Origin of the sequence: Lishizhenia sp. (assembly GCF_033720595.1) — a bacterium.
In the GTDB taxonomy this organism is placed as follows: Bacteria; Bacteroidota; Bacteroidia; order Flavobacteriales_D; family Crocinitomicaceae; genus Lishizhenia.
In genome coordinates this window covers 1-23,299 of the sequence record NZ_JAWWCF010000021.1, presented here as the reverse complement: position 1 = coordinate 23,299, position 23,299 = coordinate 1, and the positions used below count along the sequence as shown (strand labels likewise).

Below are 23,299 nucleotides of genomic sequence, written 5' to 3'. Positions count from 1 at the left end.
GGCCAAAAGAACCAATTGCACCAGGAGCAACTGGAGTAATTAAAGTGAAGTACGATACTAAAAGAGCTGGTCAATTCTCAAAAAGCGTTACATTAACTTCTAACGCAGTGAATTCTCCAACTATGGTAATCAGAATTAAAGGTGTAGTGAAGTCTCCAGCGCAAGGTGGAGCACCAGCAAATGGAACTGGAGCACCAGCAAACTAATATATTGATGAGGCTATATTTCGCGATCATATTTATAGCTTTGAACTCCGCCCTTGGCTTCGGTCAGGAGGCGGAGTTTCATTTTTTGGAGAAAACCACTGTAAAGTTGGGTGACTTCAAAGAAGGGGAGATAGCTAAACATAAATTTTATTTTGTGAATTCAGGTGATGCTCCTTTGTTTATTTATGCTGCAGATGTTAGTTGTAGCTGTACCAAAACAAAATTTACAACGGAACCTATCGCACCCGGAGACACTTCTTTTTTTGAGGTAAGTTTTGATACAAATGGGAAGTTTTATTGGCAGGATAGGGTGATAGTGATTAGCTCTAATGCGAAAAAGAAAGAAAAGCTTCGAATTAAGTTGTATGTAATTCCAAAAGAGGAAGAAGGCAACTAAGCCCCCAATCCTCTTTCTATTTCTTGTAATTTTACAGTAATCTCACTGATTAAATACGCTTTTTGTTCATCTTGCGTTTTTCCATTCTCTATGTAACGCGTTAAATGCAATTGCGACTCCAATACTTGTTCTTCCTCGAAAGGACCCTCCAAGTTTTCGATGATTGTGATGGCTTCCAAAGCATCCATGAAATCTCCATTAACAGCAATGTTTACGAAATCTTGTAAATACTCAGAGTAATCTACTTTAGAGTTCCAAAGTGTATTTAATAATTTCTGACGTTGATTTGGGAATTGATTTTCATTAATGATGTTCATGATGAAAGGAACAACTCCTGTGTCTTTGATAGAGCAGAAAAATTCTATAATTTCTTTTTCTACCTTTTCTTCAATATCACCGTCTAGTTTGCGAACAAGTGCTTCAACCATTTTAGGCTGACCGTGAACTTGTAAAGATTTTAAAGCCTTGATTTGCTGATCTGTATCACCTGTATTCAATTGAATAAGTAATTGCTTCAGTTTTAAAGCTTCTTTCTCTGCCTTTTTGTTTTTTTCTTCTTGACTCACTGTGCTGTATTTTCTGCAAAGTTAATCAATATATTACCATAAAAAAGGTAGTCACATCCTTAATTCAAAAGCTTATATTTGTGGACAAATTGAAGAAATTTTATACGATAATAAACACAATAATGAAGATTAAATTTAGCACCTTAACACTAGTGTTTGCTTCGGCATTTGTACTGGGATCTTGTGGTTCTTCACAAGAAGAAACTAAAGAAGTTGAAAAAGAGGTAGAAGCAGTTCAAGAAGAGTTGAATATCTACACAGATCGTCACTATGAAGTAGATAGAGTTTTGTATGATTTGTTTGAAGCGGAGACAGGAATTAAAGTAAATATACTTCCTGGTAACTCTGAGGAGTTATTGTCTAGAATGAAAAATGAAGGTGACAGAGGTTTTGCTGACATTTACTTTACGGCAGACGTTGCGCGTTTATACCAAGCACAAGAGGCAGGATTTTTTCAAAATTCATCATCGGCTGTTTTAGATTCTATCATTCCAGCATACCTGAGAGAAGAAAACGGGAAGTGGTACGGTTTAACAAAAAGAGCGCGTATTATTGCTTATGCTAAGGATAGAGTAGATACATCTATGTTATCAACTTACGAGGATTTAGCGAATGAAAAATGGCAAGGAAAAATTGCTGTTAGAGCATCCAACAATGTGTACAACCAGTCATTATTAGCATCTATCATTGCAAACAATGGAGAAGAAGCAGCACTTGCATGGGCAACTGGAGTGGTAAATAACATGTACCAAGAACCATCAGGAAATGATAGAGATCAGGTGAAAGCTGTATTTGCGGAAAAGGCGGATTTAGCTATTGTTAATACGTACTACATAGGTAAACTATTGAATTCTCAGGATGCTTTGGAAAAAGAAGCGGGTGAGTCTGTAAATATTTTCTTCCCAAACCAAGCGGGTAGAGGTACACACATTAACATCAGTGGTTTAGGAATATTAAATGGTGCTAAACACGCAGAGAATGCATTGAAGTTGATAGAGTTCCTAGCACAAGAAAAAGCGCAAGAGCAATTGGCAGAAGCTAACTACGAATTCCCAGTAAATAAGAATGTGCCGGCGAGTGAGTTGGTTCAATCTTGGGGAACTTTCAAAGAAGACACTTTATCTTTACAACAAATTGGAGCGTTGAATGCTACGGCTATTCAAATGTTTGATAAAGCGGGTTGGAAGTAATTGAATTTCAAAAGTAAAAAATATAGAACTTGGGGCGTTGTCTCCGCAATTGTGGGAGGAATAATTTTTATTCCTCTCCTTTTTGTATTAGAGGGTTTTGCCGATGGTACAAATGAAAATATTCAGCACATTCAAGAATATGTGTTGCCAGATTTAATTTACACTACACTGCGCATGATTCTTGGCGTAAGTGCCGTGAGTATACTCTTAGCTGTTCCTACTGCTTATTTTGTTGCCAATTTTAATTTCCCGCTTCGAAGGTTTTTAGAAAAAGCCAATGTACTTCCATTAACGATTCCTACATATATCATGGGCTTTGTTTATGCAAGTATTTTCTCTTTTACAGGAAGCTTTACGAAGTTGTCTATGCTGTTCTTTACACCCAAAGAAATTTTTGCATGGGATGTGAACGTGTTAACGGAAGGTTGGTTAATGGTCTTTTTGGGATTCGCATTATACCCCTACGTGTATTCTTCTAGTCTTTTACATTTTTCAAGTAAGAATAAAGCGATAACAGAAGCAGCATCTACTTTAGGTGTTTCGAGTATGAAACGCTTTTTTACCTTAATCTTACCCTTGGCAATACCTTCAATTTTAGGAGGAACTGTTTTGGTGATCATGGAAGTAATTAACGATTACGGTGCGGTGAGCTACTTTAATGTAAAAACCTTTTCAGCCGGAATTTTTCAAGCGAAACAAATGGATTTTTCAGGTTCGCTTTACTTGAGTGCCTTGGCCTTTGTTTTTATTTCGGTGATCTTCGGAAGTCTTTTTGTATATAGAAATATGAAGCGTGTTTCCGATAAGAAAAACAGCAGTGATTTTCAATTAAAGCAGCTCAAAGGTCCCAAAGCCATGTTGTTTTCTTTTTTGGCTTTTCTTCCTTTCTTTTTGGGGTTTGTAGTGCCTGTAGCTCAATTGATATATCTTTCTTTTTTTACGCCGAAATCTCTGGTGGATGAGGAATTATTTAGTACAACCTTAGAATCGTTTAGGGTAGCCATTATTCCTGCTTTAGTTATCGTAATCATTACTTTATTACTCTTGTATAATAAATACTTAAACAAGGGCTGGAAATCGAGTTTAATAGCGAATCTATCTACTTTGGGATATGCTATTCCCGGTGCAGTGATAGGTGTTGCCGTTTTAGGCTTTGCTTTTTTCATGCAAGAAGATGGTGATTTTTATGCCTGGGGAATTGAAAGTTTATTCCTTTTAAGTATGGCCTATGTCATTCGTTTTATGGCTGTGGGGTATAATACTTTAGAAGCGAATTATGCCCGGTTACCAGATGCCTTGCCCGATGCTTCCAGAGTCTTGGGTAAATCAAGTTTTGCAACTTTTTTAAGGGTGAATTTTCCCATTTTAAAGTTTGGAATATTTACCACTTTTGCTGTGGTCATTATAGATGTTTTGAAAGATTTACCTTTAACCCTTATTCTTCAACCTTTCAATTTTGAAACTTTGGCAACAAAGGCTTATAAGAAAGCGAAAGTAGCAGAAAGTGTTACAGATGCAGCACCCTATGCATTATTGTTAATAGCTTTGGGAGTGGTGGTTTCTTTGGTATTAATGCGCTCTAATAAATCTACAAAATGAGTTATCTTAAGTTAGAAAATATTACCAAGTCCTTCGGTAAGTCGCAAGTATTGAAAGAGGTGAGTTTTGCCATAGAACAAAATGAAATTGTGGCATTACTTGGAGAAAGTGGCTCTGGTAAAACAACCTTGCTGCGTATTATTGCCGGATTGGAATTTGCCAATACAGGAAATGTAATGGTAAATGAAAAGGTAATGCAAGATGCTTCTACTTTTTTAAAAACAGAGCATAGGAATATTGGTGTTATTTTTCAAGATTATGCCTTGTTTCCGCATTTGAATGTAAAGCAAAATATAGCCTATGGTTTACGCGATAAAAATGAGGCTTTGTTGAATGATTTTTTAAGTATTTTCGAGTTAACAGAACATGCAAAGAAAAGACCCCATCAATTATCGGGTGGACAACAACAACGTGTTGCCATTGCTAGAAGTATTATTGTAAATCCGGATTTGTTATTACTGGATGAACCTTTTTCGAGTCTAGATCAATCGCTGAAGAGAAAGGTAAGGAGTGAAATATCTACCATCTTAAGAAGACAGAATATTCCGTCTATCCTTGTAACACATGATCCTGATGACGCCATGGAAATGGCGGATAAAATAGCGATTCTTCAAAAAGGAGAAATCGTTCAATTTGATACTCCTGAAAATATTTATAAAAATCCTATCAATGAATACGTAGGTGATTTAACAGGAGGAATTAATGTGCTCGAAGGTAGACTTGTTAGACCGAGTGATACAAAGATGGTTCCAACAGAAAAAGGAAGTTATAAAGTGGTTAAATGTAGTTTTTACAAAGGTGATTTCTTTATTACACTTCAAGCAACTGACAATCCAAAAGCTTTTGTAAACGTGATTGAAAAATACCGTGTTGAAGTAGGAAGCTTGATGGATGTAGAGTAAAAAAAAGGCAAACCATAAGCCGGGTTCTGTGTCCTTAGAAAGGTGTCTATCATTTATCCAGTACTAAAGTCGCCTTTAGCATCTATCGATCTACCCTCCGAGTCGAACGAGCAATTCTTAGCACATTTCTGTGCGCCTCGGTATACATGATCTTTCAGTCCGTAAGGTTTACCCTGCCACTTATGTCACCATAAGCGCGGTGAGCTCTTACCTCGCCATTTCACCTTTTCCCCGTAAACGAGGTAGTTTATTTTCTGCGGCACTTTCTGTATTCGTTAAACGAACCCTTCCCGTTAGGAAGTACGGTGCTCTTTACTGCCCAGACTTTCCTCTCCTCCAAATGGAGCAGCGATAGACTAGTTTGCCTTTAGGGCAAAGATAAGAACATAAGTGAATAAAGAGGGTTATTGAATGACGAGTCGTTCTTGTTTTTTCTTCCCCTTGAGGGTAATTTCTAAAAGGTAAACTCCTTTTGGGAATGAAGAAACGTTAATCATGGATACATTTTCTTTCGAAAGAACTAATGCCCCTGTAGCTGTGTACATGTTTAGATGATCAATTTGTTGAGAGAAATTTACTTCAGTAGAACTTGGGTTGGGGTAAATCTCAAGGTTCAATGCGGTTTCAAAGCTCTGGATTCCAACAGAAATGTTGTCTTTGTACTGTGTGCTAGTAATTGTTTGTATTCCGAAACTTTCATTTGTTTCAATACGCAACAAAGGGATGTCTTCGTTATTGGTCCACCATTCATATACGTGCTTCGTTGGCAGGGGGAGTTCGTACCATGTTCCTGCACCTCCACTAATAGATACATATACTGAATCTAACTCTTCAATAATATGATGTACGCGTAAACAATTGAATGTACCATAGGGGGTGGTAATACTTCCGTAGCCATCCACTTCAGAATAATGTTGGACGTATTGTTTGAGCTGTGCATCATATATCGGGTTTAAATCGAAGGATGTATATGCGCGTGATGAATCGATATCACCATAAGTTAAAGGAAGTTTATAAAGTCTTTCAATCGTGTCTGAAGCAAAAGGAATACCTTGACCTTGAATACTTACACTGTATCCTACTTTTGTAATAGCATTGTTGTCAACCTTAATATATTCATCAACTTGGTCTATGGTAATAGGCATTAATGTTGGAGGAATGTTGGCCAGAGCAAAAGCTTGATTTTCGGTAAAGTAATTGGCTTGATAATCTGAGCTACCGAAGAGACCAAAAACAGCTTGGACCAAAAATGAAGCTTGAGAAATGGAATTGTACGTTAAAGTATCTTGATTGATTTCATTTAGATTACTGAAGTCCCAATTGTAATTAGCTCCAGTTGAAGAAAAATCGACATTTGAATTAGTTACAGAATAGAACTCTGTTCCTGAACTCGATTGAAAATCTGATGCCGTTAAAGTGATTTGTGCAGTACTTACTCCACTTACTAATAGAAGACCAAGAAGCGTCAGAAACTTTTGCATGAATTAGAAATTTTCAGGAAAACCAAAGGTCATTTCCAATTCTGCATCTCTAATCATTCCGTCTGAAAGTCGTTTTAGCTTACAATTAATAACCCCTTCTGCGATTGAAACAGGAATACCATCCACGTTATTTTTGTACTTCATGTACTTATTAATATCGATGAAAGTACTGTCGTTCTCTGGAATGTTACTGATCCATGTTTCTCCGTTGATGTTGAAACGTAAATCTATACTGTAGTCGTTATTTAATGGGTTTGTATTTTCAGCAAAAGAAAAGTCTTGAATAAATTTACCTTCTAAGTCAAAATCTACTATGATAGATTTCGTTCTCTCAACACCATTGCTGTATTTCACGATAACGGTAATGGGAACCCTTCCTGTAAAAGCAGATGTTGATAATTCAACTGCGTCAGAGAATAATGTTCCATTGATATACCATTCAACGTTATCAATAGGGTAAACAGTGTTATTGAATACTCGTAACCTACCTGTAGAACCTACGATGTGTACCGGTTGACCTATCGCATGTTTTTCGTATCCCAGAATAACATCATTACAAAGCTTTGCAACTTCACCATCTTCATAGGTAACTTCAGCACAAATGTTGAATAAACCATGATCGTATAGTGTAATAGAATTCGAAGAATAATAATCACCATCTACATACCAATCAATTGCGGCAATTTTTACGCTATTTGCAAAAGAATCTATTGCATACTGAAAAGTTGGCTGCACAGCATTTCTTGTAAAACGGAATTGAGGTTTATTGGTAATCAATTCTAAATGCTCGTTATCTAAATTACCATCGTGAATCGATAGTTTAAACGAAGAATTTTCATTGCTAATGTCTCCGTAGAAAAGGTCCACACCATTACGTTCACTAAAACCAGTGTACATATATTGGTTGTCATCTCCAGCTACAATTTTAATGTCTTCTTGGCCAATTTTTCCTTTGACCATGAAAACAGGGTCATTGGATTCAACCAATTCGGGCATTTCATCTTTTTTACAAGCCGTAAAAACGAGTAATAGAATAAGTATCGATATGGTAGAAATTCTACTCATTATTTTCTAAAATTATACTTTAAGTACACAAATCCGTATTTAGGAGTTATGTTCGGACCAACCATGTCAAGCTGCTCTGTAAAAGTTGCTCTTGAATTAAGGTAGGTACCCATTTTAATTCCTAAATCTACGCGGCTAAATAAGTTACGCTCTACAAAGAAGTATGCACTAGAAGTATTTTGTTTTAAACCTTCAGTTAAACCGTAGTATACACCTTCTTCATCTAATGCACCATCTTGGTAAGTTCTAAATTCAGCACGAGAGTGGTTGAGGAAGTTGTATTTAAATCCAACACCAAAACTCACTTTCTTGAAACTTGCACCAATTTCTAATGGTAAGTAAAGATCGTAGAGTTCCTTGTATACAAGTTCATTTGACGAATTTCTACTACCGAAATCATAGATTTTAGCATCCGTCGTATAGGTGATATTAGCGTTTGTAGTTAAGTTAGCTCCTATACCCGCTCTAACTCTTAACCAATTTTTTCTGAATTCATAATTCAATGCACCATTATATACAAAAGATCTTCCTGCAATAGAACTGTTGTAGTTATCAGAGATTCCTACCCCTAACTCTACATACATTCTATCTTTCAAACGTTGCAAGTTTTTAAAATCTAATAGATTACTTAAATCTGCATTTGGGTTAAAGGTTTGAGATAGAGGTCCTTGATCATCAACATGCAGTCTTTCTATACTTTTTCCAAAGTTCGCAAAAGGATCTGCTACTGGTTTTAATAAAACTGGCTTGGGCGAAACATTCTCAGAAACATCAACTTTATTCGTATTAGTATTCGTTTCTTGAGTCGTTAATTTTTGGACTTGAGTAATCTCTTTTTCAGGAATCGCTATTGCTGATAGTTTTTCATTCTTACTTGTTTCCTTAGCAGAAATAAATGGAGAAGTGAAATTCTCAGGCTTATCTTCCTTAATAGAAACTTGCTTGTTCGTATTTTCTACAGCAGACTGTGTAGTTAAGATAGATTTCTTCTCACCATTAACTGATGTAATAGAATTCCTAGCCTCCTTCTTGTTGAAAGCTGTTTTTACTTCCTGCTTAGAAGTGTTCTCTTTAAGTTTTGCTGCTTTTAGGGCAACAATATTATCAGGTGTAGAAACAAACGTATCCAACTTTTCTGCCACAACACTGTTGTCATACTTGTTTTGGTTAGGGATCAACAATAATGATCCAATACCAATCAAAGCAAGTATACCAACAGAAAGCATAGAGTAGATACCTCTCTTACTTTTCTCTTCCTGATCTAAAAAAGCATTCATCTCGTCCCAATAAGCGTCTTTAAACTCAACTTGTGGGGCCGAATTGGCTGCTTCTCTGAACAACTGATCTATATCTTTATCGGTTAAACTCATACAACTTTTGTTCTTAACTCAGCTTCAGTTAATTTTTCTAATCTTTCTTTTAATTCTTTTCTCGCAGTACTCAAATGCCATTTGGAAGTTCCTTCAGACATGTTGAGCATTTCACCAATTTCTCGGTGATTATATCCTTCTACAACGTACATTAAGAAGACTTGTTTTGCAGCAGGCTTTAAATATTCCAATAACTGCATAATGTCTTTTTGACCAAATGAGTTTACCGCCTCATTCGTACTCGAACTTGCGTGGTAATCCAATTCTTGATCACTGTCTTTTACGTTGATATTTGTTTTGTAATTTTTATTCTTTCTATAATCGTCAATTAAGGTATTTGCCATGATTCTTTTCGACCATGCTGCAAACATTACTTCTTCTAAATCTATTTTACTTAGATTTTTCAGAATCTTATAGAAACCTTTATTAAAGATGGCGCGAGCGTCCTCCTCGTTTTTATGATATTGCAAACATTTGGGCATCAGGAACACATAACACGCTTCGTAAAGCTTCTTCTGAGCTTTACGGTCATTTTTAGCGCATGCAATCAATAATTCTGTATCAATGTGCATATAGTTATTTATCCCTTTGATTCTGTTTAGCATTTGCAAATTAATCAAATTTTACGAAAGAGAATGTATTTATCTTTATAGTTCTTCAGTTTCTCCTCAAAGTCCTCAACGTTATTTATATTTATAAGGTTGGAACAAAAGTCATTATTTATGAAATTATTTTTATTAAGACATGCTAAAACAGCGAAAGCTGAGAAGAATCAAAATGATTTTGACAGGGATTTGATGGACAAAGGTTTACGTCAATGTAAGTTGCTTTCTACATACTTTAAGGAGAATAATTTTCATTTACCTCAGGTATTTTGTTCATCTGCTCAAAGAACAAAACATACGTATGATTTAATCAAAGATGCGCTCGGAGAACATGAGTTTATGTTAAGATCTGAATTGTATTTAGCTTCAAGAGCGGAGATGATGAAGTTTGTCTGGGAGCAACAAGGGAAGGAGGATATGCTGATCATCGGACACAATAATGGTATATCAGATTTGGCGATGTACTTTTTAGATGAACCTTTGATGCTACCTACAGCCGGACTAATCATCTTGGAGTTTCCCTTTGATAACTGGACAGAATGTTCAAAGGCTACTGCTCAGTGTTTTGATCTTTATCTTCCTCAGGTTGTTTAGGAATGTAGTAATACACCACATTCTGTGCTTTAATTTGTTGTTCCTCTTGAGCTTTGCGCATTTCTTCTCTTTCTTGAGCACGCCGTAAATTTTCTTTGTAGATGCCCTCTAAATCGGGTGGTTCAATTCCCATGTCCTGCTCAATTTCATACCAATACTTTAAAGGTTTGGGGCCTTGCTTTCTGGCGGCAATAGCTGCAATAATACCCACCAAAAATCCAAAGAGGTGTCCTTCCCAGGATATTGGTTTTTCTGTTGGAAAGATACCCCAGATCAAACTTCCGTAGAGAAAAATAACAAAAAGTGATATCGCCCACATGGGAGTTCTTTTCCTGAAAATACCACTTACAAAAAGAAAAGAAAAGAGTCCGTATATCACACCTGATATCCCAATATGGTAACTTCCTGTATTTGGGGCAATGTTCCACAGTAAAAAGCCTCCACCAATCCAAATCGCTAGGAGGACGTAGAGAGCAATCTTTCTGTAATAATAGATGAGAGCAGCAAGTAATACAAAAGTAGGAATGGAATTGTTAACGATGTGTGTGAAATCTCTTTGAGAGTGGATAAAGGGCATGAATACGATTCCTTTTAACCCTTCCATGCTTTTGGGGAGTACGCCATATTTATAGAGATCCAAATGAAAGGTGTAGTCCATAAGGTACACGCTCCATAAAACCAATAACAATAAAAAAGGGTAGAGCAGTGCCTCTAGCATGTTACCATCGTTGACGTAGTTGAATCTTTTCACGGTTTTCATTTATCAATAGTTATGCCTTCACTTATTATCGGTCAACATGGCAGCGCAGCTTGTCGTAAGCGCGTACTTGATGATGGCCCTTGTCGTAAAATAACAAAATTTGCTTCATTTTTTTAACCATATTTGCAGCCTAAATTTTAAACTATGAGAAGAGTAGTTGTAACAGGAATGGGAGCTTTAACTCCTATCGGAAATAATGTAGAGGAATATTGGAACGCACTTTTAGAAGGAAAAAATGGAGGTGCCAATATTACATCCTTTGATACATCTAAGTTCAAAACGAAATTTGCATGTGAATTAAAAGGCTACGACGAAAAAGAACATTTCAACCGTAAAGAAATCAAGACTTACGATAAGTTTACGCAATATGCTTTGGTGAGTGTAAAGCAAGCTGTAGAAGATAGTGAAGTTGATTTTGATACACTTAACAAAGATAGAATTGGAGTGATTTGGGGATCTGGAAATGGTGGAATTCAAACCTTTCAAGATCAAGTTAAGGAATATGCAGAGGGAGATGGAACACCGCGTTTTTCTCCTTTCTTTATACCAAGAATACTTGTAGATATAGCAGCCGGAGTTATTTCAATGCGCTATGGTTTACGAGGTGTGAATTACTGTCCGGTTTCCGCATGTGCCACTTCAACAACAGCAATGATAGATGCCTTTAACTATATTAAGTGGAACAAAGCAGATATGATCATTACGGGTGGATCTGAAGCAGCGATAAACGAAGCTACTATTGGTGGGTTTGGTTCTGCTAAAGCGTTATCAACGAATAATGATCATCCAGCAACAGCTTCTAAACCTTTCGATCCAAACAGAGATGGATTTGTGATGGGTGAAGGTGCAGGGGCCTTGATTTTAGAGGAGTACGAACATGCTAAAGCACGTGGTGCGAAAATCTATGCTGAAGTAGTTGGTGGTGGAATGGCTGCTGATGCTTATCACTTAACAGGAACTCACCCTCAAGGAGATGGTGCGGTATTAGGGATGAGTTTAGCTCTAGAAGAAGCCGAAATTAAAGCGACAGATTTGGATTATTTAAATATGCACGCAACTTCCACACCCTTGGGAGATATCTCAGAGTTAATTGCTGCAAAGCGTGTGTTTGGAGAAAATCCTAGTTTAACAATTTCAGGTACCAAATCCATGACAGGTCACTTGTTAGGAGCTGCAGGAGCTGTGGAAGGAATTGCTTGTGTAAAGGCAGTGCAAACCAATATGGTTCCTCCAACAACGAATACAGAGAATATAGAAGAGGAATACAAGGATGCTTTCGATTTCCCATTGAATAAAGGGATAGAAAGAGATGTGAAGTATGCAATGTCTAACACCTTTGGTTTTGGAGGACATATTGCCAGTATCCTCTTAAAGAAATTTGAAGAATAAACCTTGATTAGAGGAATTAGAATGAAAGCCGTGTCTGTAAAGGATGCGGCTTTTTTATTTAAAAATAGAGGGGGTGAAAATGAATCTGATTTTGAGAAAAACTCAATGCAGGGAAGGGAATTTTTAAAGTATTGAAAATGGAAAGCACTTTTTTAAGGGACTTGTTGCGTATGTTCATTTGCGAAAAATCGAAATCTAAGCTGAAAAGAAATTGAGAATACGCATGGTATTCCTGTGTAGTAGTCGAGAAATAATTTTCACTTCCTTTAACCTTTTCATTGACAGAATAACCTAAACTCAACTGTATCCATTTAGGAAAGTGGAGAGAAGAATTAAAAAGTTGAAAGGGAGAAAAACTCAACCAATAACTCTGACCATTGTAATCTTTTAACAATCGTTCTTGAAAATTCTGTCCCAACACCTCAGGGCGAAGTTTTGCGTAGGGCGAGGGTGAATAGGAAAATTTGAGACGAATTCTTTCTTCTTTCCAAAGGAATTGTTGAGCGGAAAACAAAGCTATACCGCTAACATTCGCATACATGTCTGGCCAAGAAAATCCATATTTTTTTTGAAATCCATCTAAAACTTCAAAACTAGATTGAAAGAGGATTGAAATTCCTGCAGAATAGAGGATTGATTTGTTGTGAGAATAATTAGCCCATATATAAAGGTGTTGGGCTTGTTTTTGTATGTGATAGGCGCTGAACGCATGACCTGTTTTGTCCATACCCAACCAACTGTCTCCATCATTTACAATGTGAAAGGAAGCTGCTTTGTCGTACCATACAGATTGTAAGACAATGGGGGTTGAAACACAAAGTCCCAATAAACTCGAATGGGCAACAAGCTTTTTAGTTTTATCCTTTTGCAGGGGCTGAGCTGTTGCAATTAACCCTTGAGAAAGACAAAAAAATAGTAGTATGGTTTTACAAAGATTCTTCACCATACTACTAAGATAGAATTACTTTTCCAATTGAACTTGGAAATCAAAGTCTACGATATCTCCAATACTTGGGTCTGAGTCCATTCCAAATTTAGTTCTGTCGAGTGATGATTTTACGTTCAAAATCAATACTTTTTTATCCTCAGCATCAGCTACACCTAAAACTTTAAAATGAACATCTATTTCTCTTTCTATTCCTTTCATTTTAAAACTTCCCTTTGCTGTGTACTCATCTCCATTCGCAACCACTTGGTTAGATCTGAATAAAAGTGTTGGGTATTTTTCAACATCGAAATATTCCGCTTCCATCAGGTGATCATCTCGTAAGTCAACAAAAGTTGATAAACTCTCCACGGGTATCTGAATAAAGAATTTACTTCTTGTAATATCTGCAGGCACTTGGAAGGTTCCTTTGATTTCATTAAATACTCCTTCTGTTCTTGCTTTCTCTGGACCTAAGGCAAATTTTAGTGTCGATTTATCACTAACAACATCCCAATTTCCTTTGGCAATTTCTAGGGATTCACCTTTTTGTTCTTCAACACTTACCTTTTCATCCTTCTGTATCAGTTCGAGATCACTTTTTTCTTCAATTTCTACGGGTTTTATGTAAGGAAGCATGAATAATACCATAGCAATTACTCCCAAATCTACGGGTATAGAAACTCTGTTTGAAGAATAGGATTTAATCGGAGTAAGAATCGCTAATCCTATAACTAATGCAGAAAGAGATAAAATACCTCCTAAATTTTCCTTTTGCGTATAAAGAATGGCCAATACAAATGTGATGAAAAGAGGGAAAAGGTAATTCTTGGCGATATACAAATAACTCCAACTTGTTTGAGAATTGGTCGCAAATCGCAAGAAGATTCTGTGAAACATTAATAACAATCCTGATACAAATAATCCTGCCAGAACTTCACCTCTTGAAAAGTCTAAAACTTCAAAGTTTCCATACGTAAGTAAGAAGGGAATTAAAGTGAGTAAGAAAAGACTGGCAGAGGCAGAGAAAGCAAGAATGTTATTGATTCCTAATTTATCTTCTGAAAGTATCGTGGTAGACAAGTAAAACGTTGCTGCCACGATTAAACCTAGTGCTCCAATTACTTGTGCACTCATCAAAGTTAAACCACCTATGAAGGTGTAAGTAATTAAAGTTTCTAACTGATTTTCTTGTTGTTCTTTCCAAATTACATTTCCAAACTTAACGACCAAGCTCGAAACGAGTAATTTAACTCCATGCGTTAAAACAGGAGTAATGGCTCCTAACAGTGCAAAGGCAAAAAGTTTTTGATTTTCGGTTATCACATTACCGTAATAACTTAACTCATATGCAGGTAATAATAAGAATGCAAAACTGGCCAATACAGGCAGGAAGGCAAAGGCAATACTGGTAATTCGCTTAAAAATTATCGCGAATATGAAAGATAATCCTAACACACTTAACAAGAAAGAGGGGAGTGGAAGAGTAGCTTCTACTTGACTTTCAAATGCTGAATAATTAACGAGCAATAGTCCTGCTCCGAGCACAGTAAAGTGCAATCTTTTATAATACTGTAGCTTGTTTCTTTGCTGTAAGATATGTGCCAGCAAACTAAAGATAAAAAATGTTGCAATCGTAATATTTACCATGGTAATATTTTTAACAAACGTACAAAAAAAAGTCGAACTAAATAGTTCGACTTAATATTTTTAGATTTTTGTCTTTTAGTTTCTATAAAGTGTTGCTTTCACTGCTTTCACTATTCTATCCACATTAGGTAATGCTTCATCGATAAGTGTAGGAGAGAAGGCAAAAGGAGTATCTGTTTGCGTAACTCTCATTACAGGAGCATCTAAGTAATCAAAAGCGTAGCGTTGAACGTGGTAAGCAATCTCAGAAGAGATAGAAGCCAATGGCCAAGACTCTTCAACAACCACACAACGGTTTGTTTTCTTAATAGACTCAACAACTGCTGGGTAATCGATAGGACGAATAGTTCTTAAATCGATGATTTCACATTCGATTCCTTCTTTTGCTAATACATCAGCAGCAGCATGAGCTACTTTAATGATTTTACCAAATGAAACGATAGTTACATCAGCACCTTTTCTTTTTGTATCCGCAACTCCAATAGGAATTAAGTACTCACCTTCTGGAATTTCGTTTTTGTCTCCGTACATTTTCTCAGACTCCAAGAAAACAACAGGGTCATTATCTCTAATTGCAGATTTCAATAATCCTTTTGCATCTGCCGGAGTAGATGGAGTGATTACTTTTAATCCTGGTACGTGTGCGTAAAATGCCTCGAAAGATTGAGAGTGAGTTGCGGCTAACTGACCAGCAGTACCGTTACCACCTCTAAATACGATTGGACAGTGATATTGTCCACCCGACATTTGCAACATTTTTGCCGCACTGTTAATGATTTGATCCGCTGCAAGAATAGCGAAGTTCCACGTCATGAACTCTACGATAGGTCTTAAACCATTCATAGATGCACCAACACCAATACCTGCAAAACCAAGCTCAGCGATTGGAGTATCAATTACTCTTTTCGGTCCAAACTCGTCTAACATACCTTGAGAAACTTTGTAAGCACCGTTGTACTCGGCCACTTCTTCTCCCATTAAAAATACGTTTTTATCTCTACGCATTTCTTCAGACATTGCCTCTCTTAAAGCTTCTCTAAACTGTACAGTTTTCATCAGTCAATATTTAAAGTCATTCAAAACGAAGTTCTAAACCGCAGAACTATCGTGTTATTTTTCAAGCGATCAAAAGAAATTTACCAACAATTTCCTATGCGCTCTTAGTATCTTAACCTGCCCCGTATGTCTTTCATTTAATACGATGTTAAATGTCCCGCTTCACGCGGTCATACAAGGGAGGCCAAAACTACAAAAATATTTATTTAAAGAATAGAACAGAAAGGAATATCAGTGAAAAAATAAGAGAATTAACAAAGTCCGTGTCATTATGCCCGATTCAGCAACAGCAGAAATCAATCTTTTGTTATTTTTGTGGGGAAAAGAAATAAAACTTATTTACATGAAAATATTAGTATGTATCAGTAAATCTCCAGATACAACATCTAAGATTGCCTTTACAGAGGGGAATACAAAGTTTGATGAGAATGGAGTTCAATATATTGTTAACCCATACGATGAGTGGTATGCATTAGTGAGAGGATTGGAGTTGAAAGAGGCTTTGGGAGGAACTGTAACTACTATTACTGTAGGAACAGCTGCTGACGATGCTACTATTCGTAAAGCCTTAGCTATTGGTGCAGATAATGCAGTAAGAGTTGATGCTGAAGCTACAGATGCTTACCAAGTTGCGAATGAAATTGCTACTTACGCAAAAGACAAAGGATTTGATTTAGTATTAACAGGTAAAGAAACAATCAACTACAACGGTTCTCAAGTTGGAGGTATGATTGCAGAGGAGTTAGATCTTCCTTTCGTTTCTTTGGCTACTAAATTGGATGTTGAAGGTACAACTGCAAAGATGGATAAGGAAATCGTTGGTGGTGTAGAGACTGTAGAAGCTCAATTGCCAATCGTGGTTTCTTGTGCAAAAGGAATGGCAGAACAACGTATTCCAAACATGAGAGGAATTATGGCTGCTAGAACAAAGCCTTTAGAGGTTGTTGCTCCAGTTGGTGGAGAGGCAATGACATCTTTTGTTTCTTTTGATTTACCTCCTGCAAAATCTGCAGTGAAGTTAATTGATCCAGAAAACATGGATGAATTAGTAGAGTTGTTACACAACGAAGCAAAGGTATTGTAGTATTTAAAAGAGATTAGATTATCATGTCAGTATTAGTATATGTAAACAGTAACAACGGTAAAATTGCGAAAAACGCAATGGAAGCGGTTACTTACGGAAAGAAAATTGGAAATGTAACGGTTGTAACTAACGGTGGAGCAGATGCAGGAGCATTGGCTGAATTAGGGGCATACGGTGCAGATAAAGTATTGGTGGATAGATCTTTCGAGGGAACAGATCCACAACAAATTACAAAATTAGTAGTTGCAGCAGCTGAAAACGCTGGGGCTGAAACAGTAATTTTTTCTAACGATTTAGTTGGGAAATCAGCTGCTTCAAGAGTTTCTGCTAGAATGAAAGCTGGTTTGGTTGCTGGTGCAACTGCAGTTCCCGCAGAAGATGGAACAGTGAAAGTAAATGTTTTCTCTGGTAAGGCATTTGGTTTTGTTAAAGTAAATACGCCTAAGAAAGTTATTGCTTTATTACCAAACTCTATCCAACCAGAAAATAACGGTGGTACTGCTGAAGTAGAAGAATTTACTTCTAATGCAGGAGAAGCTGGAATCAAAGTTTTAGAAACTAAAAAACCAGAAGGAGCTATTCCATTACCAGAAGCTGAATTAGTAGTTTCTGCAGGTAGAGGTTTAAAAGGACCAGAAAACTGGGGAATGGTAGAAGATTTAGCAAATGAATTAGGAGCAGCAACGGCTTGTTCTCGTCCAGTAGCAGATATTGGATGGAGACCTCACCACGAACACGTGGGACAAACAGGTGTAGCTATTCGTCCTAACTTGTACATTGCTGCAGGTATTTCGGGAGCTATTCAGCACTTGGCAGGTGTTAACGGTTCTAAAGTTATCGTTGTGATTAACACAGATCCAGAAGCGCCATTCTTTAAAGCAGCAGATTACGGTATCGTAGGAGATGCTTTTGAAGTATTACCAAGGTTAACAGAAGCTGTAAAAAAATTCAACGCTGCAAAGTAAGATTTAGCAGATAAATATTATTTTTACAATAGTAGGAAATTAGGGAGGCTCACTTGCGTCCCTAATTTTTTTACTATTATTTGATTACAAACAATTTCTAATAGAGAATAGAGCCAACAGCAGAGTAGAGAATGGAAAAAGTTAAGTTAGAGATCGTAGGATTGTCTTACAGCCAAACGCAATCAGGAGCATATGCCCTTGTATTATCAGAAGTAAATGGTAAACGTAGACTACCCATTATTATAGGTGGGTTTGAAGCGCAGGCGATTGCAATTGAATTAGAGAAAATGACTCCTACGCGTCCTTTAACGCACGACCTTTTCAAAAACTTTGCATTAGCCTACGATATCAACATCAAAGAGATTGTTATCTACAACCTTGTAGAAGGTATATTCTATTCTAAATTAATCTGTGAGAAAGAAGGTGTGATTACTGAAATTGATGCACGTACCTCAGATGCAATAGCATTGGGTGTTCGTTTCAATTGTCCAGTGTTTACTTTCGAGTCTATCTTGAGCTCTGCAGGAGTTCAGTTGGATGATCCTGACGGAGATGGTGATGCTTTCGCTATGTCTGATATGGATGATGAAGATAAAGAGGTAGAGGAAAAAGATGAAATTAAATCATTGTCGCTCTCGGATTTAGAACAGAAGTTGAATGAAGCTATTGAAAAAGAAGATTACGAATTAGCATCGAAATTGCGCGACGAAATTAACAAGCGTACTTCTTAAAATTTCCCATTTATGGTTACAGGTCAGGTATTTAAAATGAAGGTAGAACTACTGGAACAGGTAGCGTACACCCTAAATTTGCATCAAGAAAACGAGGTGCAATCTGTTGCAATGAACGATTACATAGGTAAAAGAATTCGTTTAAGTTACAAAGGAGATATACACTGTATCAAATGTGGGAAAAAGACTAAAAAATCTTTCGGACAAGGTTTTTGCTATCCTTGTTTTACCTCTGCTCCAGAAGCAGCGGAGTGTATCATTCGCCCAGAATTATGTAAAGCGCACTTGGGAGAAGGAAGAGATCCTGAATGGGAAGAAAGAAATCACAATCAACCTCATTTTGTATACTTAGCTGCAACAGATGTAGTGAAAGTAGGGGTAACCAGAGATCATCAAATCCCAACACGTTGGATAGATCAAGGAGCTTCTTCTGCTATTCGTTTAGCGCATACACCGAATAGATATTTGGCGGGTGTTTTAGAAGTAGCCTTAAAAGATCATTTTACAGATAAAACCAATTGGAGAAAAATGCTCAAGAATGAAATTGACGAGAGCATAGATTTGGAAGAAGTAAAATGGGAGTTAGAAGAGCAACTTCCCTCAGATTTAACTGAATATTTTTCAGAGGATGATGAGATCGTAGAAATCAATTATCCTGTGTTGGAGTATCCTGAAAAAGTGAAGAGTCTCGGTTTTGATAAGCTTCCAGTTATTGAAGGAGAGCTGAAGGGAATCAAAGGGCAATATTTACTTTTTGACGATAATCGCGTACTCAATATGAGAAAACATACCGGTTATATTATTTCCTTCGAAGAAATAAGCTAAACGCAGTATTTTCATTAATTTGGTGATATGAAACTGTTTATCACCGTTCTTCTTATACTCTTGACTGGATTTGTTAAGTCTCAAAATGCTTGGCAAATTACGACTTTGGATAACATGCCTATGGCTACTTCCAACAATGCGGTATGTGAAGGTTTTATTAATGGGGAACGTTTTGTGTACAGTTTTGGAGGAATAGATACCTCGAAGATGTATAGTGGTATTCATAGAAAATCTTTTCGTTATAATGTAAGTCAAAACCATTGGACAGAAATAGATGAAGTACCTGATACATTGGGCAAAATAGCTTCGGCAGCTTCTTACGTTCACGGTAAGATATACGTGATAGGTGGTTACCATGTTTTTAACAATGGAACTGAACTATCTTCCAATAAAGTCCATATTTACAATCCTGAAACAGAGGCCTGGGAAGCAGATGGTGCACCTATCCCTTATCCCATTGATGATCATGTACAAACGACCTACAAGGACAGTTTGATATTTGTTGTAGGAGGTTGGAGTAATACTTCCAATGTTCCGCATGTTCAGGTGTACAATGTTTTTACAAACAGTTGGTCCCAAGCGTCTCAACTTCCTAATGATGCCTTTTTTAAATCTTTTGGTGCCTCTGGTTATATGGTTGATGATACCATTTTTTACGCAGGAGGTGTTTCGGATAATGGTGGTTTCGTGGCCAGAAAGTATATGCGAAAAGGAGTGTTGCAAAATGGTAATCCCTTAGATATCGTATGGACTCAAATGGACGATTTGCAAGGAGATGCCTTGTATAGGTCAGCATGCAGTGGGTATCAAAACACTGTTTTCTGGATAGGAGGTTCTGGTGTGGCTTATAACTATAACGGAATGGCTTACAACGGAAGTGGTGGTGTGGAACCCAATAATCGAATTATTCACTACCAAAGTTCAGATCAAAATTTAATGGAACTCAACACCTCTTTACTCAATGTGATGGACATGAGAGGTATTGCTAAATTAGGAGGTGGGAACTGGGTTGTTGCAGGAGGAATGGATACTGCCCAAGTTGTAAGTAACAAAACTTATTTATTACATAATCCAAACTTTTCAGGTATTCTCAATGGTGTTCAACCGCCCTACTTTAATGTGAAGCAGCTAGAGAATCATTTCGAAATAGAAACGGAGTTCGCAGGCTCTGTAAAGGTTTATGATGCCAATGGTCGACTTTTATATACCAACTATAAACTTTTAGCAGATCTCCTTATAGAGAAATCAAGCCTAACACAAGGATTCTTACTTTTCCTTTTTGACGATGGGTCGAACGTTCCTGTCACCCAGAAGATAATTTCTATCAATTAAAGAATACTTTATTTATCGCGCGCGATGTAATAATTATATTTGTCGCACACGATATAAAATATAGGTATGAGTTTTTACGATTTTGAAATAGGTACTCCTCAAGGAGAAAAATTGAAAATGGCGAACTACAAAGGAAAACCCATGTTATTGGTGAATACTGCTACCAAATGTGGGTTAGCACCTCAATTTGATGGTTTGGAAAAGTTACATCAAGAGTATAAAGACAAAGGTTTGGTAGTTTTAGGTTTTCCATGTAATCAGTTTTTAGGGCAAGAACCGGAAACAAATGATACAGTTGAGGAAGCATGTAGAATCAATCATGGGGTGACTTTTCAATTAACTGAAAAAATAGACGTGAATGGGGAGAACACGCACCCAATTTTTCAATATTTAAAGAATAAAAAAGGTGGCTTTCTAGGAAGTAAAATCAAATGGAATTTCACGAAGTTTTTAGTAGATCAAAATGGTAAAGTTTTAAAGCGTTATGCACCTACAACCAAACCAGAAAGCATAGAGAAAGATATCCAAAAAATTATCGGATGAAAAAGGATGAAATCTTACTATTAGAAAACCAATTGTGTTTTCCCTTTTATGCAATTTCAAATGCGATTACAAGATCCTATGGTCCTCTTTTAAAGGAATTGAATCTAACGTATCCACAGTATTTGGTTTTGCTGCTTTTATGGGAGCGGGAGGGAAGGTCTGTGACGGATATTTGTAATAGTTTGTTTTTAAAAACCAATACACTTACTCCTTTATTAAAAAAACTCGAACAAAAAAATTTGGTTGTAAAGCGAAAGGATCATTTAGATGTACGAAAAGTGCTTGTATTTTTAAGTGAGGAAGGGAAGTCTTTGAAGGAAAAAGCGGAGTGTATTCCTCAACAATTAATAGAAACAACCAATATGAAAGTGGAGGATATGAAAAAACTGCGTTCACTTTTAAATAAGATGATGGCGGATATCACTCAGAACTCTACGAAGGATGGTTCATCTTGATATTTATTCTGAATCCTTTGATTTAATTTCTTAATTTAAGGACTTTCGTAGAAATATTGAGTTAAGATGAAAAAAGGGATAGTAGTTTTAGGAGCGTTTTTAGCTTTTATAATGGTGAATTGTGAAGGTGAAAGTGCTGAAGTAGAGGGTGTCGTAGAAAAAAACGAAACACCAGAGGTTGAGCAAACTTCAGTTGTGGAAACAGAGGTTCAAAAAGATTCTATGAATTGGACGGGGACGTATGAAGGAAGTAGACCTTGTGCTGATTGTGAGGCACTTGAAACAGAATTAACCCTATCGGAAGATAAAGAATTTAAACTTGTAGAGAAGTATAAAGGGAAATCTGAAGAGGCAGTTGTACGCACCGGTAAATTTTCTTTCGATAGTACAACGATGAATGTCGTTTTAGAAGGAGAAGGATTACCACGCATTAAATTGGCTGAAAATGCGGTTGTTTTTCTGAACCTTGAAGGAGAAGAAGTTAAAGGTGAAACGGAAGACCTATACCGATTAATGAAAAAGGAAAGATCATTGTTCCAAACAGAATGGGAGTTGGTTGAGTTTAGAGGTCAACCTGTAACGGATAGTTTAACACAGCTTATCCCTACATTAATAATTGATACTATAAACAATAGGGCTTCTGGAAATGCAAGCTGTAATCAATACAGTGGTAATTACCAAACAGATGGAATGTTGTTGTTGAGTTTTGAAGAAATGGTAGCGACGAAAAAAGGTTGTTTAGGAGCAAACATTGAACAAGCGTATTTAACGACTTTAAATAAGGTAGATAATTATACGATTTCAAATAATATTTTGAGCTTAAATAAAGGTAAAATGGCTACTTTAATGAAGTTTGAAGCTGTAGAAAAATAAAATATTGATAGGAGATTTAAATTCTCTGCTTATTTTTGAAATACGCTCTTTGGGAATACCAAGAGCGTATTTTTTGTGATGCAAACTTACTTACAAACTCCCATAGAATATCTAAAAGGTGTGGGCTCGGCAAGAGCTGTTTTACTTCAAAAGGAATTGGGGGTGAAAACCTTTGAGGATTTATTGGAGTATTACCCTTTTAGATATGTAGATAGAACAAGGTTTCATACGGTAAGAGAATTACGTCACCTAGAAGGTTTTGCGCAGTTAAGAGGACGTATTACAAGAATTCATACCACAGGTGCAGGAAGAGGTAAGCGTATGGTTGCCAATTTTACAGATGCTACAGGAAGCATTGATTTAGTGTGGTTTAAAGGATTGAAGTGGATAGAGAAATCAATTAAAGTTGGGAGTGAAATTTTGGTGTACGGTAAAGCCAAAAGATTTGGTTCTAATTGGAACATCACTCATCCAGAGATAGAAGATTTTAACCCCACGCAAGCAGCAAGATTTGAACCTGTTTATCATTCTGGAGAAAAATTAACCGCAAAAGGTTTGAGTACGAAAGGAATTGCGAAGTTAACGCAAAACCTAGTGGCCAATATCAAAGGAAAAATTCCAGAAACTCTTCCGGCAGAAGTTATTGAACACTATCGTTTAATGCCACGTGAAGAGGCTTTGGTTAAAGTTCATACTCCTGCAAACTTAGAAGAAGCCAAAAGGGCGCAATTCCGTC

The 23,299-nt window shown here is 36.8% G+C and carries 25 protein-coding genes and 1 other RNA gene; 16 read left to right on the top strand and 10 right to left on the bottom strand.

Features of this window, described 5'->3' with window-relative positions; all coding sequences use genetic code 11:
- Both R3333_RS02845 and R3333_RS02840 read left to right on the top strand, forming a co-directional pair.
- A partial coding sequence (locus tag R3333_RS02845) for a DUF1573 domain-containing protein (RefSeq protein WP_318957058.1) occupies positions 1-206 on the top strand: 206 nt, incomplete at its 5' end.
- Positions 207-213: 7 nt separating this feature from the next.
- On the top strand, positions 214-603 hold the full coding sequence (locus R3333_RS02840) for a DUF1573 domain-containing protein (protein WP_318957057.1): 390 nt from the start codon (positions 214-216) through the stop codon (positions 601-603).
- Here the strand turns inward: R3333_RS02840 and R3333_RS02835 are convergent.
- Positions 600-1,169: a hypothetical protein gene (locus tag R3333_RS02835; RefSeq protein WP_318957056.1), complete on the bottom strand. Its 570-nt coding sequence runs from the start codon at positions 1,167-1,169 to the stop codon at positions 600-602. The two genes, R3333_RS02840 and R3333_RS02835, sit on opposite strands and share 4 nt — an antisense overlap.
- Positions 1,170-1,291: 122 nt before the next feature.
- On the opposite strand from R3333_RS02835, the gene R3333_RS02830 reads away from it, so the two are divergent.
- The 3 genes from R3333_RS02830 to R3333_RS02820 are packed head-to-tail and all read left to right on the top strand — an operon-like array spanning position 1,292 to position 4,860.
- Positions 1,292-2,359, top strand: a complete 1,068-nt coding sequence (locus tag R3333_RS02830) for a Fe(3+) ABC transporter substrate-binding protein (protein ID WP_318957055.1) — start codon at positions 1,292-1,294, stop codon at positions 2,357-2,359.
- 51 nt (positions 2,360-2,410) lie between these two features.
- The gene (locus R3333_RS02825; protein ID WP_318957054.1) at positions 2,411-3,958 is read left to right on the top strand and encodes an iron ABC transporter permease; all 1,548 of its coding nucleotides are present in this window, start codon (positions 2,411-2,413) and stop codon (positions 3,956-3,958) included.
- Positions 3,955-4,860, top strand: a complete 906-nt coding sequence (locus R3333_RS02820) for an ABC transporter ATP-binding protein (RefSeq protein WP_318957053.1) — start codon at positions 3,955-3,957, stop codon at positions 4,858-4,860. The genes R3333_RS02825 and R3333_RS02820 overlap by 4 nt, the downstream gene beginning before the upstream one ends.
- Here the strand turns inward: R3333_RS02820 and rnpB are convergent.
- The 5 genes from rnpB to R3333_RS02795 all read right to left on the bottom strand — a co-directional run bounded on the left by rnpB (position 4,861) and on the right by R3333_RS02795 (position 9,381).
- Positions 4,861-5,228, bottom strand: an RNA gene (rnpB, locus tag R3333_RS02815) — RNase P RNA component class A.
- A 36-nt stretch (positions 5,229-5,264) separates the two neighbouring features.
- Complete coding sequence (locus tag R3333_RS02810; RefSeq protein WP_318957052.1) at positions 5,265-6,341, bottom strand: T9SS type A sorting domain-containing protein; 1,077 nt, start codon at positions 6,339-6,341, stop codon at positions 5,265-5,267.
- A 3-nt stretch (positions 6,342-6,344) separates the two neighbouring features.
- Positions 6,345-7,406, bottom strand: coding sequence for a hypothetical protein (locus tag R3333_RS02805; RefSeq protein WP_318957051.1), 1,062 nt, complete (start codon positions 7,404-7,406; stop codon positions 6,345-6,347).
- Positions 7,406-8,776, bottom strand: coding sequence for a hypothetical protein (locus tag R3333_RS02800; protein ID WP_318957050.1), 1,371 nt, complete (start codon positions 8,774-8,776; stop codon positions 7,406-7,408). Before R3333_RS02800 ends, R3333_RS02805 begins: the two co-directional genes overlap by 1 nt.
- Positions 8,773-9,381: an RNA polymerase sigma factor gene (locus R3333_RS02795; RefSeq protein WP_318957049.1), complete on the bottom strand. Its 609-nt coding sequence runs from the start codon at positions 9,379-9,381 to the stop codon at positions 8,773-8,775. Before R3333_RS02795 ends, R3333_RS02800 begins: the two co-directional genes overlap by 4 nt.
- Before the next feature lie 117 nt (positions 9,382-9,498).
- Between R3333_RS02795 and R3333_RS02790 the strand changes: the two genes are divergently transcribed.
- The gene (locus R3333_RS02790) at positions 9,499-9,975 is read left to right on the top strand and encodes a SixA phosphatase family protein (protein WP_318957048.1); all 477 of its coding nucleotides are present in this window, start codon (positions 9,499-9,501) and stop codon (positions 9,973-9,975) included.
- On the opposite strand, the gene R3333_RS02785 is transcribed toward R3333_RS02790, so the two are convergent.
- Complete coding sequence (locus R3333_RS02785) at positions 9,932-10,735, bottom strand: rhomboid family intramembrane serine protease (protein WP_318957047.1); 804 nt, start codon at positions 10,733-10,735, stop codon at positions 9,932-9,934. The genes R3333_RS02790 and R3333_RS02785 overlap by 44 nt on opposite strands.
- Before the next feature lie 144 nt (positions 10,736-10,879).
- Here R3333_RS02785 and fabF point away from each other — a divergent pair, with 144 nt between their 5' ends.
- Complete coding sequence (fabF, locus tag R3333_RS02780) at positions 10,880-12,124, top strand: beta-ketoacyl-ACP synthase II (RefSeq protein ID WP_318957046.1); 1,245 nt, start codon at positions 10,880-10,882, stop codon at positions 12,122-12,124.
- A 58-nt stretch (positions 12,125-12,182) separates the two neighbouring features.
- Here fabF and R3333_RS02775 read toward each other — a convergent pair whose 3' ends face one another.
- The 3 genes from R3333_RS02775 to R3333_RS02765 all read right to left on the bottom strand — a co-directional run bounded on the left by R3333_RS02775 (position 12,183) and on the right by R3333_RS02765 (position 15,755).
- On the bottom strand, positions 12,183-13,070 hold the full coding sequence (locus R3333_RS02775) for a DUF2279 domain-containing protein (protein WP_318957045.1): 888 nt from the start codon (positions 13,068-13,070) through the stop codon (positions 12,183-12,185).
- 15 nt (positions 13,071-13,085) lie between these two features.
- Positions 13,086-14,699 (bottom strand): YceI family protein, encoded by a 1,614-nt coding sequence (locus tag R3333_RS02770; protein ID WP_318957044.1) that lies wholly within the window; start codon positions 14,697-14,699, stop codon positions 13,086-13,088.
- Positions 14,700-14,774: 75 nt separating this feature from the next.
- On the bottom strand, positions 14,775-15,755 hold the full coding sequence (locus R3333_RS02765; RefSeq protein ID WP_318957043.1) for a pyruvate dehydrogenase complex E1 component subunit beta: 981 nt from the start codon (positions 15,753-15,755) through the stop codon (positions 14,775-14,777).
- 343 nt (positions 15,756-16,098) lie between these two features.
- On the opposite strand from R3333_RS02765, the gene R3333_RS02760 reads away from it, so the two are divergent.
- From R3333_RS02760 to R3333_RS02720, 9 genes are all read left to right on the top strand, one after another.
- Complete coding sequence (locus tag R3333_RS02760) at positions 16,099-16,839, top strand: electron transfer flavoprotein subunit beta/FixA family protein (RefSeq protein ID WP_318957042.1); 741 nt, start codon at positions 16,099-16,101, stop codon at positions 16,837-16,839.
- Positions 16,840-16,862: 23 nt separating this feature from the next.
- On the top strand, positions 16,863-17,804 hold the full coding sequence (locus R3333_RS02755; RefSeq protein ID WP_318957041.1) for an electron transfer flavoprotein subunit alpha/FixB family protein: 942 nt from the start codon (positions 16,863-16,865) through the stop codon (positions 17,802-17,804).
- Between the two features lie 131 nt (positions 17,805-17,935).
- Positions 17,936-18,535, top strand: a complete 600-nt coding sequence (locus R3333_RS02750) for a bifunctional nuclease family protein (RefSeq protein WP_318957040.1) — start codon at positions 17,936-17,938, stop codon at positions 18,533-18,535.
- Between the two features lie 12 nt (positions 18,536-18,547).
- Positions 18,548-19,360 carry a DUF2797 domain-containing protein gene (locus R3333_RS02745; RefSeq protein ID WP_318957039.1) on the top strand — a complete coding sequence of 271 codons (813 nt, stop codon included), beginning with the start codon at positions 18,548-18,550 and terminating at the stop codon, positions 19,358-19,360.
- Between the two features lie 27 nt (positions 19,361-19,387).
- Positions 19,388-20,692, top strand: a complete 1,305-nt coding sequence (locus tag R3333_RS02740) for a Kelch repeat-containing protein (protein WP_318957038.1) — start codon at positions 19,388-19,390, stop codon at positions 20,690-20,692.
- A 66-nt stretch (positions 20,693-20,758) separates the two neighbouring features.
- A complete protein-coding gene (locus tag R3333_RS02735; RefSeq protein WP_318957037.1) occupies positions 20,759-21,235 on the top strand; it encodes a glutathione peroxidase in 477 nt (158 codons plus the stop codon).
- Positions 21,232-21,690 (top strand): MarR family transcriptional regulator, encoded by a 459-nt coding sequence (locus tag R3333_RS02730; protein ID WP_318957036.1) that lies wholly within the window; start codon positions 21,232-21,234, stop codon positions 21,688-21,690. Before R3333_RS02735 ends, R3333_RS02730 begins: the two co-directional genes overlap by 4 nt.
- Before the next feature lie 66 nt (positions 21,691-21,756).
- On the top strand, positions 21,757-22,563 hold the full coding sequence (locus R3333_RS02725) for an META domain-containing protein (RefSeq protein WP_318957035.1): 807 nt from the start codon (positions 21,757-21,759) through the stop codon (positions 22,561-22,563).
- 78 nt (positions 22,564-22,641) lie between these two features.
- Positions 22,642-23,299: OB-fold nucleic acid binding domain-containing protein (locus tag R3333_RS02720; RefSeq protein WP_318957034.1), on the top strand; the 658-nt coding region annotated here is incomplete at its 3' end.